Here is a 15884-nt window from a genome sequence, read left to right on the forward strand (position 1 = left end):
GTCGTCCACTTTGCCCCATAGCACCCGATAGACCCACGTTGTGTAGGCTGTAATGAGCGGGACAAAAATGACCGTCACGACAAGCATGATAAAGAGCGTCAGATGGCTCGATGACGTATCCCAGACTGTCAGGCTTGACCGCGGATCGATCGACGAGGGCAAGATGAATGGAAACATCGACAGACCCACAGTCGAAATAATACCGAAGATCGAGAGCGCACTGGACAATATGGTCGTAATCTCGCGTTTGCTTCTAAAACCCAGCAAGGCGATCATGGCACCAAGAAACCCGAGGGCAGGGGCAATGATCATCCAGCTATGGGTTACGAAATTGGCAAACCAGGCATTATTATCCTGTACCACTGTTTTCAACAGCGGGTTGGACGGGCCAACCGGATTGATAATGCTGGTAATGCGGTAACCACCAATCATCGTCCATAGGATCAACCCGGCAAGAGCAAACAGAAGAAGGGTGATTGGTGCCGCGAAACTGCCAAACCGGCGCGCCCGTTCCGCAATGATGCCTGTCGTTTTCAACTGCAACCACGCGCTGCCATGCATAATGAGCATAGAGACCGAAAGAAGCCCGCAGAGAAGCGCGAACGGATTGAGAAGGCCAAAGAAGGACCCCTCGTAGAAAATGCGCAGGTCGCCGTCAAAACGGAAGGGAACACCCTGCAAAACATTGCCCAAGGCAACGCCAAAGATCAGGGATGGCACGAAACCACCAACAAAGAGCGCCCAGTCCCAGGCAGCGCGCCACGTGGCGCTATCGCGTTTGGAGCGGTATTTGAACGCAACGGGGCGAACGATCAGCGCTGCCAGGATAAGGAACATCGCGAGATAGAAACCGGAAAAGGATACAGCATAAAGCGGAGGCCATGCGGCGAATATTGCACCGCCGCCAACGATAAGCCAAACCTGATTACCTTCCCAGATGGGACCAATTGTGTTGATGGTAATCCGCCGCTCCATGTCTGTTCGCGCAACAAAGGGCAAGAGCGTCCCAATGCCGAGATCAAAACCATCTGTTACAGCAAACCCAATCAGCAATACGCCAATTAAAAGCCACCAGATCAGTCGTAACGTGTCGTAATCAATGAATTGATGCAGGATCATGGTCGTTTACTCCGCCGGAACAATGTGTGGGGAAATCAGGAGAGCTTCTGGTTCGTTATCCGGTTCCGGCCCTTTGCGAATGGCGCGAAGCATCAAGCCCATCTCAATGACGAACAGCACCGTGTAGATCGTGACAAAACCGGCAATCGTGATCAGCAGTGACATTGCACCGAGATTGGAAACTGCTGCGGCCGTTGGCAGAACACCTTCGATGATCCAAGGCTGGCGACCAAATTCCGCAACGATCCAGCCCATTTCGGCGGCAATCCAGGGGAGGGGGATCGCCAATACCGCAATCCGTAACAACCATGGATATGTATCAAGTTGTCGGCGCACGGACAGTACGAAAAAGGTTGCAGTCAGCAAGATGAAGAACATACCGAGCCCAACCATGATACGGAAAGACCAGAAGAGGGTAGGGACATGCGGAACCGTGTCCCACGCGGCCTTTTCAATCTGTGCTTCTGTTGCCTGACGCGGATCATCAACATAGCGCTTGAGAAGCAAGGCATAGCCCAGGTCAGCACCATTATTCTCAAATGTCGTACGGGTATCAGGGGCAATTTCACCCGTGCTGCCAGCCGCACGTATCTGCTGAAGTGCATCATAGGCAAGCAAACCTTGCTTGATCCGCACTTTCGCGTGTTTGACCAGATCTTCAATACCCGGAATTTCCGTGGTCAGGGAGCGCGTACCGATCAACCCCATAAGCCAGGGGATATGCACCGCATAATGGGTTTCACGCGACTGTTGATCGGGAAAGCCGAAGGCAGTGAAAGCAGCCGGAGCAGGCTCGGTCTTCCACATCGCTTCAATGGAGGCGAGCTTCATCTTCTGATGTTCGGTGGAGAGATAGCCGCTCTCATCTCCAAGTACGACCACGGAGAGGGAAGCGGCAAGTCCGAAGGAGGCAGCCACCGTCATCGATCGTTTGGCCAGAGCCGTGTGGCGGCCTTTCAAAACATACCAGGCCGAGACGCCGAGAACAAAGATAGAGGCCGTTACGTAACCGGCTGAAACCGTGTGAACGAACTTTGCCTGAGCAACCGGATTAAACAAAACCGCAAAGAAATCAGTGACTTCCATTCGCATGGTTTGTGGATTAAATGCCGATCCCACGGGATTCTGCATCCAGCCATTGGCAATCAATATCCACAAAGCGGAGAAGTTCGAACCGATAGCAACCAACCAGGTTGCTGTGAGGTGCCCCACTTTTGAAAGCTTGTCCCAACCGAAGAAGAACAGCCCGACGAAGGTCGCTTCGAGGAAGAATGCCATCAGGCCTTCAATGGCCAGTGGTGCCCCAAAAATATCCCCGACATACTGGCTGTAATAGCTCCAGTTCATGCCGAACTGGAATTCCATGACAATGCCGGTAGCTACACCAAGAGCAAAGTTGATACCGAACAACGTGCCCCAGAATTTCGTCATCTGCCGCCAGATCACACGACCTGTCATCACATAGACGGTCTCCATGATCGCAAGCAGCACGGAAAGACCGAGTGTCAAAGGTACGAAAAGAAAGTGATAAAGCGCTGTTATCGCAAATTGCAGGCGCGAAAGCGCCACGATGTCGAGTTCCATCTGCTTCTGTCGGGTTCGCCCGACCCCCTGTTGATCAGCCTTGCGACAGGCAAGCGCCGAGTGAAAGAGACTGCGCGGTCAGTCAGGCCGCAATGTTGCAAGCACAACATCAAACTCCGTTGTGCCGCGGTGTACGGAGGCAATGATTTGCCCCTGTTTCATGATGAGAAGGCGATCAGCCAATTCGGCCTCCCGCCGTATGTGAGTGGCTATGATGACTGAACGGCCATCCATCTGCTGTTTCAGACGCGTAAGGACATCGCGGGCTGTGCCGCCATCTAGCCCTTCAGTTGGTTCATCCAGCAACCACAGCGGCGCGTCACGCAGAAGCAGCCGCGCAAGCGCCAGACGACGCAATTGGCCACCTGAGAGGCCAAGCCCGCCTTCGCCGAGCCGAGTAGCAAGCTGCCCGGGCAATGTCCTTACGTGATCTGCAAGCCCCGCTATCGCCAATACATGCCAAAGGTGCGCATCAGTGGCATCTGGATCAGCAAGCCTGAGGTTGTCGCGAAGACTATCCTGAAATAATTCCGTCTTTTGGGTAAGACGTGTTGAGGATACATATCCAATGCAGCCGGCTACCGGTGCAATTTCCCCTGCAATCAGCGCCATCAGCGTCGATTTACCTGCGCCGCTCGCGCCGATCAGAGCGATGTGCTCGCCTTTTGCAAGTGTGAGCGAAATGTCCATGAGAGCAGGTATGAAAGCTCCCTTGTGAAAGGCGGTGACCGCCTCCAACCGGACTGCATTATTGTCCGGGGGAGGGGAGGGAAGAGGAAGCGAGGGGATATCGACAAGATTGCTGCCAATACGCCTTGCCGCTAAGACTGTACGACCAAGCTCCAAAGCGCCGCGCCGCAGCCCGGCAAAGGGCTCGAGCGCTGCCAAAGCCAACAATATGCCCAGCGCAGCAACCGGTGCGCCGATCAGACCAACCTGTGCGAGAATGGCGACTGCAATCAGGGTTCCGGAAAGGAGTACGGCGGCGGCTATACCAAAGCCGACTGTAACACCCATTTCCACGTGATTCAGCCTATTATCCGCATCAGCCAAGCGGTCATTGGCGGATCTGATCGCATCACATTGGGCCGAGACTCGTCCAGCCATGATGAGATCAGTCTGACCTGCGATCAGATCGATAACACGCGAGCGCTGCGCCTCAAGCGTATGGGTGCGGCGGCGGGCGGCACCGAGTGAAACAAGACCGGCGAAAACTGGGATTCCAAACCCCGTTACCAAAAGCCATAGCGCAACGCTTAGGCCAAAGATCGGGTGCATCAGGCCAAAAGCAACGCTGATCGTCAATGCTGAGCACAACGCGACCGCTCCGGGAACCAGTATACGCAGGTAGAGGGAGTCGAGAGCATCGATATCTGCCGTCAACCGAAACAGCAACTTTGACGGCCTTCGTAAAAGCGCATGAGCAGCGTCAGGTCGTGCCCATCCGCGAAACAATTTCTCGCGTAAACCAGCAAGCACCCCAAGCGTGGCATCATGGGTCGTCAACCGCTCGCCATAACGCGCCGCAGTACGTGCGAGAGCGAGAAAGCGGATACCCGCAGATGGCGCGAACACATCAAAGGTAAAGGCCGTGGCCGACGAAAGTCCGGCAATTGCCGTGGCGGTGATGAACCAGCCGGACAATCCGAGGAGCGCAATGCCAGCCAACACCGTCCCAGCTGCCAGCAGCGCACCTGCAACAAGGATAAAGCGTCGCTCTGCGAGAAAAAGCCGGATAATGGGGCGAAAATCGCGCCAGAAAGACATCATATGCCACTCCTCGAAAATGCCATTCGAAGATCGAGGATGCGGTGTGCGCGCGCGGCCAGTACCGGGTCGTGTGTCGCTATGACAAGCGTCTTACCTTTGGACATCGCGAACAATCTTTCGGCAATATCATTAGCCGTCTCACTATCGAGATGCGCCGTTGGTTCATCGGCAAGGATGATCGACGCCTCAGCATTAGCGGCCGCACGGGCAAGAGCAAGACGCAGTGCTTCGCCGCCTGAAAGTCCGGCCCCTCCCTCACCAATCGAAGCCTTGCCACGAGCATTGGCAACATTATTGAGAGCAGACTGATGAAGAGCAGCCTCAACCGCTTGCCCATCGACATTGGGGCGCCCCAGGGAAATATTTGCAGAGACGGTGCCAGCAAAGATATGCGGTCTTTGCCCAACCCAGGCAATCTTTTTGCGCGCCTCCACAGCATTTGTCGCCAAGGACACGCCAGCAATAGCAATCTCTCCGCATTCCAGTGACGCGAGACCGGCAATCAGAGCCAACAACGTCGATTTTCCCGATCCGCTAGGCCCAAGCAGCGCAACAGTTTCGCCATAAGCGATATCAAAGCTGATATCCTCAAAGACTGGCGATTGCTTATCGGCATAGCGGAATGTGAGACCTCTGATCTGAACCGCTGATGTTTCGGAAGATGTAACGGCAGTTATTTCCTGACGGCCCTTTGCACTTTGTGCGCCTGGCACCACGGTATTACCAAGCGCAAGCTTGCGTAGCGCGTCCAGCGCGGCTTCTCCGGCAGCTCGGTCGTGCCAGACAGACGAGAGTTCACGCAGAGGCTCAAAAAACGCCGGAGCAAGCAGGAGGATAAACAGCCCTTCGCTCAGTGAAAGTCGGCCGCTCCATGTGCCGAAGTCCAGCTGCCCGAGAAGATGAAAACCAACATAAACAGCCACCATGGCAACGCCGAGTGCCGCAAACAACTCAAGAACCGCCGAGGACAGAAAGGCGATGCGCAACACGGCCATTGTCCGCATCCGCAAGGATTCCGCATCGTCTCGCAGACGCTTCGCTGTCCTATCAACAGCGCCAAGCGAACGGATCGTGGCAAGTCCGCGTAGCCGATCCAGCAGGAATGCATTCATCCCCCCAACCTCGACCAATTGTGCTTCGCTCGCCGCCTTGGCACGCCAGCCGATAAGCGCCATGAAAATCGGAATAAGCGGCGCTGCCACAAGCAAAACAATAGCGGCGGCCCAGGAGAGCGGCAGAACACAAAGAAGGATGGCGACCGGCACTACCTTCGCTTTGAACCTCGCGGGACCAAAGCGCGCAAGATAGGGCACGACCGCCTCAGCCTGTTCCGTCAGAATACTTGCCGCAGCACCCGATGCTATCCGATCAGGATCAAGCGGCGAACGGCGAGCCAGAACTGCAACGGCGTCTACCCGCAGTTCCGAAAGTGCAGCGCGCGCAGCACGAAAGGCCAGTCGGTTTCCCAGCGCATCGATCAACGCACGTACTATTCCAATCAGAAGAACGCCGGCGGCGAGCCATATTATGCCGGATATCTCGTTACCGGTTGCGATCAGGCCGACAGCGATGCTTAAAAGCCCTGCCTGGGGCAACCACAGGAGAGAGCCAGCCGCCTGAATGAATGCTGCACGTCTCGCCTGACCGGCGCAGTTAACCGCGGAAGTTTGACCAGTGCTAACGGAGGTTTGTTCGACGCGCGGAAAGCCGCTGGCTACCGCAGTATCGGCCCGCAAAGCTGTCGAGGAACTCAACGCGTCGACTGACATCGGTTATGCCCTGTCCGGATTGCGTTTGGAACGACCAAGCGAGACGATCTTGTCCTTCGCCTCGAGCAATCGCGTCACCTTGGCCCCAAGTGTAAGCAATGTTGCAAGACGATCGGTTTCGAGCTTCTTCACATCATCATACCAAGTTGTCAGACGTTCGATAAGGCCATGCATTTCCGCCATGCGTTCCTGAGCGTGGCGCTCGGCATCGCTTGCGGGCTGCTGCATGAGAATCTCGCGCAAGACGGAGAGTGTTGGATCGACCTCCCTCTTCTTTCGCTCCTCGGCAAGTGTTCGCAAAATCTGCCAGACATCGTCAGGTGTCGTGAAAAAGTCCCGGCGATCATCCGGGAGATGTTTCAGCAGAACCAAGTTCCACGCCTGCAATTCGCGCAAACTCATCGAAACATTGGACCTGGAAATACCAAGGGAATCGACAATCTGGTCCGCGTTCAGTGGCTCAGGAGAGACATAAAGCAGCGCATAAATCTGGCCAACGGTGCGGTTAATGCCCCAGCGGCTGCCCATTTCACCAAAATGCAGGACGAAGGATTGAACGAGAGGAGGAAGGTTCATCGGCGATTCCTGATACAACAGTTATTTCAGTAATTACTGAAATTACAGTATTTGATAGGGAAGCCCGATGCAAGTGGAGGGAAAGCTAACGCGTCATTCTCTCGCAGGTCGCGAATTTTATAACATCAATTCAAAGGCTTAAAAAAAGAAACCCAGCCGTTGCCAGCTGGGTTTCACAAAGAATAATGAAGAATTATGTGGTTTAATTCAAGCCAAGCTTACCGCGTAGGGTCGAAAGATCTTCAGCCAAGGTGTTAACAGCGGCCGCCAGCACTGTACGATCATCATCAGTCAGCTTGTCATAAAGCTCGTAACCTTCGGCGGTCTTGTACTTCGACAAAGTCTTGTCGACGGTATCAAAATTGCCCGAAACCTTGGCCACAAACGCACCGTCATCCTTTTCGATCAAGGGGCGAACCAGATCGAAAATCTTGCGCGATCCATCAAAGTTTGCCTTGAAGTCCCACAGATCCGTATGGCTGTAGCGGTCTTCTTCACCGGAGATCTTGGTGGCAGCCACTTCTTCCATCAGCGCAGCAGCACCGCCCACAACTTTTTCGGGCGGAAATGTCAATTCGGTAATGCGCTTGTGGAGTTCCACCACATCCGCCTGAAGCTTGTCAGCAAAGTCTTTCAGGCCTTCCGTGCTGTTCTGGCTGAAAAGGCCATATTCAAGCCGATGGAAGCCAGTGAACGACGGATCTTTCTCCGCCTGTTCGTGATCATCCGCACGGGAGTCAATCGAGCCATCGAGATCGCTGAAAAGTTCAGCCACTGGCTCAACGATTTCGTAGTTCATGCGGGTTGGTGCATAAAGCTTCTTGGCCTTTTCGATATCCCCGGCCTTAATGGCATCGGTAAAAGCCTTCGTCTCGTTGACGAGCTTTTCAAGATTCTCGCCAATGAAAAGCTTGTACTCGGCGATCGGCCCAACGAGATCGAGAGGGGAGACCTCCGCGTTGGCAGCGCGCGGCGCTACCGCAGCGGTTATGGCAAAGACACTTGCTGTAAGGTAGGCTCTTAGTTTCATGGATGGCTCCTTCAGGACTTGGTGATTGTTGGAGTATGGCCGGCTGCTTCCAGTAATGATCGGCCAAGAAAATCATCGGCATTGACAACGCCGGGCAGCGTAAAGAAAAAACCGCCGCCAATCGGCTTGATATATTCCTCAAGTGGCTCGCCATTCAGCTTGTTCTGAACGGTAATAAAACCCTTCTCGAGATCAGCCTGATAAGCGATGAAGAGCAGCCCTTGTTCGAGCTGACCGGATTTGCTTACACCGTTTGAATAGTTGAACGGGCGACGCAGGATCAGGTGCGCGTCAGAACCCTTTGCGCGATCATTTGCCAGCCTGATATGCGCATCCAGCGGCGTAACCGTGCCTTCGGTATCCTTCGCATAGTCAGGCAGTTCTATCTCGGTGCGCCCACCAAATGGCGCTCCGCTTGGCTTGAGCCGTCCGATAATGCGCTCCTGTTCACCCAGCGGCGTACGGTCCCACCGCTCGACAAAGTTACGGATGATCCGGATCACCTGATAGGTACCGTTACGCGCCCAAGTGGGCTCGTCGCCATTGCCTTGAACCCAGACAATCCGATCCATCAATTCAGTATTGCCCGCATCGGGGTTTGCCGATCCATCACGAAAGCCAAGGAAGTTGCGCGCGCTCTGGTGTGTGCCATCGGGGCTGCGTGGCAAAACAGGCACGGAGCCTTCCTGCTTCCAGCGCAAAACCATCAAATCAGGCAGATTTTTCAGGATATCGCGCAGCGCATGAATATTGGTATCGGGTGTATTCGACGATATCTGCAACGAGAGATCGCCATGGCAGAGCGACTGATCCAGCGCATCATTTTTGAATGCCTTCATACGGGAAAGGCGAACAGGCTTATGTGGCAAAAGCCAGTCACGTTGATCGAAGAACGACGCGCCCAATGAGACAGTCATTGTCAGATTGTCAGGCAGAACCACGGGGCCAAGAATGCCATTGTCAGCCGGAGGCAATTTGTCATTGAGTGCGGGAGGCGTGCCACCCTTCATCAGGAAGGCAATACGAGCCGAAAGGGTCTTGAAAAGCCGTTCAACCTCTTCCGGTTTGCTTGCCAGCACCCTGAAAGACGCCACCATACCTGCCGCAGGACGTGGTGTTACGATGCCAGACTGATATTGTCCGTTGAAGGGTTGCTGATCCAGCATCTTGTCACTAAGAGGCGCATCCGTGACCTGTTCGCCATGCCTTTCCTCAGCATGTGCGCCAGCGACACCGGCGGCCAGCACACTACCCGCTGCGCCAACACCAAGCAAAAGGTTACGGCGGTTGGTGATAAAAGACTGTGTGTCGTTGTCTTTTGCCATGCTTGCTTCTCGTCCTATTCCAAACCAACAGCGGCATTGAGCTTGCCGATGGAATCGGCGAGCGCCTGCATCTGCGTAGCCAGCGCCTTTTTACTGTCGGCATTCACATCGCTGTACGAGGGGAAACCAGCCGGACCGCGCAGTGCTTTGAGCGCACTATCAACAGCCGCTAACCGGGCTTCGATATCGGCAATAACAGTAGGCGAGCCCTGAGCAACAACCGGCTTCATCAGCGCCATCATGCGCGAGACACCGGCGAGATTAGCTTCAAAATCAGCGAGATCGGTTTGTGAATAATGATCCTCACCTGCGGTAATCCTTGTGCTGGCAATAGTGCCAATCAAACGGGCGGCACCGCTGGCAATCTGATCTGGCGGAATGCGCAGTGATCGCGCACGATCCTTGAGGGCAGTCACGTCAGCCAGCAATTTGGCGGAAACGGGTGCCAAGCCATCAAGATTCTTGACGGAATAGAGCCCGTATTCGATGCGGTGAAACCCGGTAAATCCGGCATCCGCCTCGCGCTTTTCAAGATAATCGGCAACAGGGTCAATCGCATTGTGCAAATCGGCGAAACGATCTGCCATCGGCTCAAGCTGCATATAGGGCAGACGCGCCTTCGGGTAGAGGTCTCGCGCCTTGTCGATGTCTCCAGCCTTGATTGCATCGTCGAGCGCCTGAACGTTCTTCACAAGCGCGCTCGTCTGAGTCGCAAGAAACACCTGATATTCCGCCAGAGGACCGATAAATGCCACCAGCGCCGGTCGCGCTGCAGCCGCATCCGCTTCTGCAGAGGGTGTTACAGTCAGGGTCCCGCGCGGATTGTTGAGAAGACCGCAGGTGATTTCATACTTGCCAGCGTTCAGTTTGGCCGTCAGCGTCTGTGTGAAGCCCGGAACAATATTCTCCCGCTCTTCCAGAACCATGACGCCATCAAGGATTTCCCATTCGAGCGCGCGGTCAGATTTATTGACGATTTTAAATGTTGTACGACCGGCAGGCACGGTCAGGGCATTCGGATCACATTTGCCTTCACTGATGGTAACGGTAATCGCACCGTCAGCCGGGCCGGTTTTGACCTTGGTCGAGGCATAGTAAAACGCGGCACCACCGGCAACGACAAGCAGGCCAGCCCCGACAACGGCAAACTTCATCAGCTTTTGTGATGGTGGAGGAGAAGACGGATTTGTATTGGCTGCCATGAAAAGCTTTCAATGAGTTGGTCGCGACGCCGCAACAGCGCTTTGACGCTGAGGTGCGGGCCGTAGAAAAAAGAACAGGCTAATGGCGAGAAATGCGACATAGGCAATGACCTCACCCAGTGTCGGCATATCCTGATAACCAAACATGCCTGAAAGCAGTGTGCCGAAAGTACTACTGACCGGCAGCACGTCGCTCAAATCGATCACAACAGTCTGCAAACTATTCCAGACACCTGCCTCGTGCAGATGGCGCAGTGAACCGGCAAGGATACCGGCAGCAACAACCAGGATGAACAGGCCGGTCCAGTAGAAAAAGCGCTTCAAATTAAGACGAACGCCACCCGCATATATGCCGTAGCCAAGACAAATGGAGACAATGATACCCAACAGCGCCCCAAGCGGTGCATCGGAATTTGCACTCTGTTCGAAAATGGCCAGCAGGAAAAACACGGATTCAAGTCCTTCGCGGGCGACAGCAAAGAATACCATGGCAACAAGCGCCGCACCTTGTCCTGACGAATGAGCGAGTGCCTCGTCGATAGATGTATGCAATTCGGATTTGATTGAGCGCGCAGCCTTGCGCATCCAGAAAACCATCGATGACAAAACGATGACGGCAATAAAACCGACGATTGCCTCAAAAAACTCTTGCGCCTTCTGCGGAAATTGGGCGCTAACCATCTGCAGCCCGGCACCCACGAACAGCGAAAGCGCAACGGCCAACAAAATGCCAACCCACACTGCGGGCATCCACGAGCCACGACCCGTCTGCTTCAAATAACTTGCAACAATGCCAACAATCAGCGCGGCCTCAATGCCCTCGCGCAGCATAATCAAAAATGGAACAAGCATTAAAACCAATCCTCGGCGCTGACAGCCCGATGTTGTACAGCGCAGGGCAAGTCATAAACCGGGACGAAAAACGAAGCAATAACAATATATTAGAAGAATTCTAAGAAGGCGATGACGTAAAATTCTGTAATCTTTTCCGTATGTTGAGTTATTTAGTCCACTATTTTGCGACATTAAACTGGTCGACTTTGGGTGTATGCAGATGACCCAGATCACAGAACATGAGCTGTTCACACAGGTTTTACCAGCGCGTGGCAGCACTAATCCAAATATTTGCGGCAATCGCGCCTCTCTTCACTCGGGAAGAAAGGCGCTGATCAGAACCATCAATTCTCCTGTTTGCCATACCCACCGCCGGTTGGGGTGACAATGACAAACGCCTCGCCAGCTTCGAGAACCGTGTGGGCGCAACCCTGAAGCTCTTCCATTGTACCGTCCTTGCGACGCACAGCGTTCGTTCCGGTCTGTCCGGGTTCGCCGCCCTTCAGACCAAAGGGCGCAACCCGGCGATGGCCGGAGAGAATAGCAAAGTCGAGCTTCTCCTGCGCGCGGATCGTTCTTTTGGTACCATTGCCAGCGGACCATTTGCCCTTGCCGCCGGAATTCGCGCGGATATGGAAATCTTCCAGCACCACAGGAAAACGCGTCTCAAGAATTTCCGGATCGGTCAGGCGCGAATTGGTCATGTGCGTATGGATCGCATCGGCACCGTTATATCCGGGTCCCGCAGGCGCACCGGAACAGATGGTTTCATAGTACTGATATTGATCATTGCCGAAGGTAAGATTGTTCATCGTCCCCTGAGCTGCCGCCTGAGCACCCACGGCCCCAAACAGACAGTTTGTCACCGCTTGGCTGACCTCGACATTACCAGCCACAACGGCGGCAGGATATTCCGGGGAGAGCATGGTACCATCGGGAACAATAATATGGATCGGGCGCAGGCATCCGGCATTCATCGGAATATCGCTCTGTACCAATGTCCTGAAGACATAGAGCACAGCGGCGCGCGTCACCGGGCGCGGCGCGTTAAAATTGTCAGCGCGCTGCTCTGACGTGCCGGTGAAATCAACGGTCACTTCGCGGGCTGCTTTGTCGACTGATATGTTGACGACAATGCTGCACCCCTGATCCATTTCATAGGTAAAGCTGCCATCTTGTAGTTGATCAAGCACACGGCGCACGCTTTCCGCCGCATTATCCTGCACATGACCCATATAGGCCTCGACCACGTCCTCGCCAAAATGCTTGATCATCTTGCGCAATTCTGCGACGCCCTTTTCATTGGCGGCAACCTGCGCTTTCAGATCATTGACGTTCTGCAAGAGCGTGCGCACCGGATAGCGTGCGCCGGTCAGAAGCGCGGCTAGTTCGTCCTCACAGAAGCGGCCTCGATCAATCAGTTTGAAATTGTCGATATAGACACCTTCTTCCTCAATCGTGGTCGCCAGCGGCGACATGGAACCGGGTGCAATGCCGCCAATATCCGCATGATGGCCGCGACTGGCGACCCAGAAACGGATTGTCGTGCCGGCATCATCGAAAACCGGCGTACAGACAGTCAGATCCGGCAGGTGCGTACCACCGTTATAGGGCGCATTGATCAAAAAGACGTCACCGGGATGAATAACCGGATTTTCGCGAATGGCCGCAGCAACGGACGCATCCATTGAGCCGAGATGCACTGGCATGTGCGGCGCATTGGCAACAAGATTTCCTTCCGCGTCAAAAACGGCGCAGGAGAAATCCAGCCGCTCCTTGATATTGACAGAATAGGCCGTGTTTTGCAGCGTCACGCCCATCTGCTCGGCGATGGACATAAAGAGATTGTTAAAAATCTCGAGCATCACCGGATCAGCCTTGGTGCCAATAGCTGAACGGTCAGGCAAAGCCTTGATACGTTTGAGGACGATATGATCCTTGGCCGTCAATTCCGCCTGCCAGCCGTCTTCAATAACAATGGTCTGGTTCGGCTCAATGATGATCGCCGGACCGGCAAGGCGCTGTCCGGGTTTCATCACATCGCGCAGCACCACTGCTGCGTCATGGGCGCCGCCTTGTGAATAGAAGCGGTTACGCCGTACAGCATCCGGTTCGCCCGTTGCGATTGCGTCAACTGATGTTTCGGCTTGACCAGCGCCGCCGCCAACGGTTTCCACCTCGACCGCATCAATGACAAGCGCCTTGTTTTCGGCGACAAAGCCAAAGCGGCGCTTGTGCAAGATCTCGAATTCGCGGCGCAAGCGGCTGATATCGTCATGATCAGGAAAGGTCGCCTCAACGGCCAGCACCGTATCCGTACCGGCATAACGGATATGGGCGCGCACAATGCTGGTGATTTCACTCGCGGCGATGCTCTGCGCATAGAGTTCGGCAAGACATTCGTGCTGAAGTTCCGCTGCCAGAACAGCGAGCGGGGCAGGGGCGGCAGGATCAAGCGCCACGCCCAATGCCTTCTGCCGCGTGGCGCGGATGTCCGCGAGACCCATGCCATAGGCCGAAAGCAAACCGGACATGGGATGAACAAGGATGCTTTTCATACCAAGCGCATCTGCAACCAGACAGGCGTGCTGTCCACCCGCACCGCCAAAGCAACTCAATGCGTAGCGCGTGACATCATAGCCGCGCTGCACGGAAATCTTCTTGATGGCCTCCACCATGTTGGCAACGGCAATCCGGATGAAACCATCAGCCACATCCTCGGGGCTGCGCCCATCACCGATCTTGTTTGCCAGCTCGGTGAAGCGGGCTTTCACCACGACGACATCAAGCGGTTCGTTTTGATCCGGACCGAAGATTGGCGGGAAAAATTCAGGCAGAAGTTTGCCAACCATGACATTGGCGTCAGTCACAGCCAGCGGCCCGCCATTGCGATAACAGGCAGGCCCCGGATTGGCGCCAGCCGAATCCGGTCCAACGCGGAATCGACCCGCATCGAAATGCAGGATCGAACCGCCACCGGCAGCCACCGTATGAATCAGCATCATCGGCGCACGAACACGAACACCTGCAACTTCGGTCTCAAATGCACGCTCATATTCGCCATCGAAATGCGCCACATCGGTGGATGTCCCACCCATGTCGAAGCCGATGACATTTGGGAAACCCGCCTCTTCGCCGGTTCTGGCCAGACCAACGACGCCGCCTGCCGGACCGGACAGGATTGCATCCTTACCCTGAAACATATCAGCGGCGGTCAGACCACCCGATGACATCATGAACATGACGCGGGCGCCCGTGCGGGCAATGTCCAACTCCTTGGAAACCTGTGCCACATAACGGCGGAGTACTGGCGAGAGATAAGCATCGATAACGGTGGTGTCGCCGCGCCCGACCAACTTGATCAGTGGTGACACTTCATGGCTGACGGACACCTGCGTGAAACCCAGATCGCGCGCAATCGTTGCAATGGCGGCTTCATGGGAAGGGAACTTATAGGCATGCATGAAAACAATGGCGATTGCTTCATAGCCCTCATCCTTCAACGCCTTCAGGGCAGCGCGTGCCTGCTGTTCATCAAAGGGAATTTCAACCGTACCATCGGCAAGTACGCGCTCGTTGATTTCGACAACCTTATCGTACAGTGCCTCCGCCTTGATGATCTCAGTGGCAAAGATGTTCTTGCGTTCCTGATAGCCAATGCGAAGAGCATCGCGAAAACCTTTTGTGGTGATCAGCGCGAGGCGCTCGCCCTTGCGTTCGAGCAAGGCATTCGTCGCAACGGTTGTGCCCATGCGCACTTCGCCGATAAGTCCGGAGGGGATCGCTTCGCCGGGCTTTAATCCCAGATGCAGGCGAATACCTTGTACAGCGGCATCCTTGTAAGCATCAGGGTTCTCGGACAGCACCTTGCGGGCATGGAGTGTGCCTTGCGGATCGCGGCCGATGACATCGGTAAACGTGCCGCCACGGTCGACCCAGAAATCCCAGCTTCCCATGCTCATCCTGCACTCCTCTTGCTCGACTGCCACATTTGTAAGCATGCCCAATTAATAGACTATAGCGTCGTTGACAATATGTCGATAAAATGATGATATAAATTCGTCAAGGCGGAGGCAAGAAGAATGACGACTGGTCCTAAAGACCACACGGCGGCAGATATTGAGCAGTTTGCAACGGCACTGCCGAAGCATCTGAAACCTGTTTCTTCGATTGGTCCCATCGTATCGTCAGCACATCTTGCCGAAGGCGGTTCGCCCGGCCTTTCCGAAGTCGAATACGGCATGATTCTCGCTTCCCATGCCTTTTCCCGCTGGATGGTGCGTTGCATGGCCGCCGCCGGATTGCCGGGCCTTTCGGCCACGGAAATTCTCATCCTTCACTCAGTCCGGCATCGCGGACGGGAAAAGAAGCTTGCCGATATCTGCCTTGTTCTAGATATCGAAGACACGCATGTAGCGACTTACGCTATCCGCAAGCTGGAAGCCGCCGGACTTGTCACCACAGGCAAGGCGGCCAAGGAAAAGACCATCAAGATCACCAATAAGGGCGCTGACGCCTGCACGCGTTACGCCCAGATTCGCGAGCGCCTGTTCGTCGCATCAACAACCAATGCACGGCCCGCCGAAGACACACTTTCGGAAATAGCTGCGGTGCTGCGCTTCCTTTCAGGCGCTTATGATCAGGCGGCTCGTGCCGCCACTACACTTTAAGACAA

At 54.9% G+C, this 15884-nt stretch carries 11 protein-coding genes; 1 reads left to right on the forward strand and 10 read right to left on the reverse strand.

Annotated features, from left to right (window positions below; translation table 11 throughout):
* The 10 genes from cydB to AB4Y96_RS22335 form a co-directional block, all read right to left on the reverse strand.
* A partial coding sequence (cydB, locus tag AB4Y96_RS22290) for a cytochrome d ubiquinol oxidase subunit II (RefSeq protein WP_441919964.1) occupies positions 1-1119 on the reverse strand: 1119 nt, incomplete at its 3' end.
* Positions 1120-1125: 6 nt separating this feature from the next.
* Complete coding sequence (locus AB4Y96_RS22295) at positions 1126-2703, reverse strand: cytochrome ubiquinol oxidase subunit I (protein WP_441919966.1); 1578 nt, start codon at positions 2701-2703, stop codon at positions 1126-1128.
* 78 nt (positions 2704-2781) lie between these two features.
* Entirely contained in the window at positions 2782-4473 is a 1692-nt protein-coding gene (locus AB4Y96_RS22300) for an amino acid ABC transporter ATP-binding/permease protein (protein WP_441919968.1), read from the reverse strand.
* Entirely contained in the window at positions 4470-6242 is a 1773-nt protein-coding gene (cydD, locus tag AB4Y96_RS22305; protein WP_441919969.1) for a thiol reductant ABC exporter subunit CydD, read from the reverse strand. The genes AB4Y96_RS22300 and cydD overlap by 4 nt, the downstream gene beginning before the upstream one ends.
* Positions 6243-6245: 3 nt before the next feature.
* A complete protein-coding gene (locus AB4Y96_RS22310; protein WP_091886317.1) occupies positions 6246-6818 on the reverse strand; it encodes a GbsR/MarR family transcriptional regulator in 573 nt (190 codons plus the stop codon).
* Positions 6819-7020: 202 nt separating this feature from the next.
* Positions 7021-7848 carry an iron uptake system protein EfeO gene (gene efeO / locus AB4Y96_RS22315; RefSeq protein ID WP_441919971.1) on the reverse strand — a complete coding sequence of 276 codons (828 nt, stop codon included), beginning with the start codon at positions 7846-7848 and terminating at the stop codon, positions 7021-7023.
* Between the two features lie 11 nt (positions 7849-7859).
* Entirely contained in the window at positions 7860-9173 is a 1314-nt protein-coding gene (gene efeB, locus AB4Y96_RS22320; protein WP_441919973.1) for an iron uptake transporter deferrochelatase/peroxidase subunit, read from the reverse strand.
* Between the two features lie 14 nt (positions 9174-9187).
* On the reverse strand, positions 9188-10375 hold the full coding sequence (gene efeO / locus AB4Y96_RS22325) for an iron uptake system protein EfeO (RefSeq protein WP_441919975.1): 1188 nt from the start codon (positions 10373-10375) through the stop codon (positions 9188-9190).
* A 9-nt stretch (positions 10376-10384) separates the two neighbouring features.
* Positions 10385-11227, reverse strand: coding sequence for an iron uptake transporter permease EfeU (gene efeU / locus AB4Y96_RS22330; RefSeq protein WP_112529443.1), 843 nt, complete (start codon positions 11225-11227; stop codon positions 10385-10387).
* 326 nt (positions 11228-11553) lie between these two features.
* Positions 11554-15171 carry a hydantoinase B/oxoprolinase family protein gene (locus AB4Y96_RS22335; RefSeq protein ID WP_441919977.1) on the reverse strand — a complete coding sequence of 1206 codons (3618 nt, stop codon included), beginning with the start codon at positions 15169-15171 and terminating at the stop codon, positions 11554-11556.
* A gap of 120 nt (positions 15172-15291) precedes the next feature.
* Between AB4Y96_RS22335 and AB4Y96_RS22340 the strand changes: the two genes are divergently transcribed.
* Positions 15292-15879: a winged helix DNA-binding protein gene (locus AB4Y96_RS22340; RefSeq protein ID WP_091886258.1), complete on the forward strand. Its 588-nt coding sequence runs from the start codon at positions 15292-15294 to the stop codon at positions 15877-15879.
* The last annotated feature ends 5 nt before the right edge of the window (positions 15880-15884 follow it).

It is taken from the genome of Phyllobacterium sp. TAF24 (genome assembly GCF_052113785.1).
GTDB lineage: Bacteria > Pseudomonadota > Alphaproteobacteria > Rhizobiales > Rhizobiaceae > Phyllobacterium.

Coding starts and splice junctions, on each gene's coding strand:
- AB4Y96_RS22295 (WP_441919966.1), bottom strand. CDS start 2,703: ATGGAACTCGACATCGTGGCGCTTTCGCGCCTGCAATTTGCGATAACA.
- AB4Y96_RS22300 (WP_441919968.1), bottom strand. CDS start 4,473: ATGATGTCTTTCTGGCGCGATTTTCGCCCCATTATCCGGCTTTTTCTC.
- cydD (WP_441919969.1), bottom strand. CDS start 6,242: ATGTCAGTCGACGCGTTGAGTTCCTCGACAGCTTTGCGGGCCGATACT.
- AB4Y96_RS22310 (WP_091886317.1), bottom strand. CDS start 6,818: ATGAACCTTCCTCCTCTCGTTCAATCCTTCGTCCTGCATTTTGGTGAA.
- efeO (WP_441919971.1), bottom strand. CDS start 7,848: ATGAAACTAAGAGCCTACCTTACAGCAAGTGTCTTTGCCATAACCGCT.
- efeB (WP_441919973.1), bottom strand. CDS start 9,173: ATGGCAAAAGACAACGACACACAGTCTTTTATCACCAACCGCCGTAAC.
- efeO (WP_441919975.1), bottom strand. CDS start 10,375: ATGGCAGCCAATACAAATCCGTCTTCTCCTCCACCATCACAAAAGCTG.
- efeU (WP_112529443.1), bottom strand. CDS start 11,227: ATGCTTGTTCCATTTTTGATTATGCTGCGCGAGGGCATTGAGGCCGCG.
- AB4Y96_RS22335 (WP_441919977.1), bottom strand. CDS start 15,171: ATGAGCATGGGAAGCTGGGATTTCTGGGTCGACCGTGGCGGCACGTTT.
- AB4Y96_RS22340 (WP_091886258.1), top strand. CDS start 15,292: ATGACGACTGGTCCTAAAGACCACACGGCGGCAGATATTGAGCAGTTT.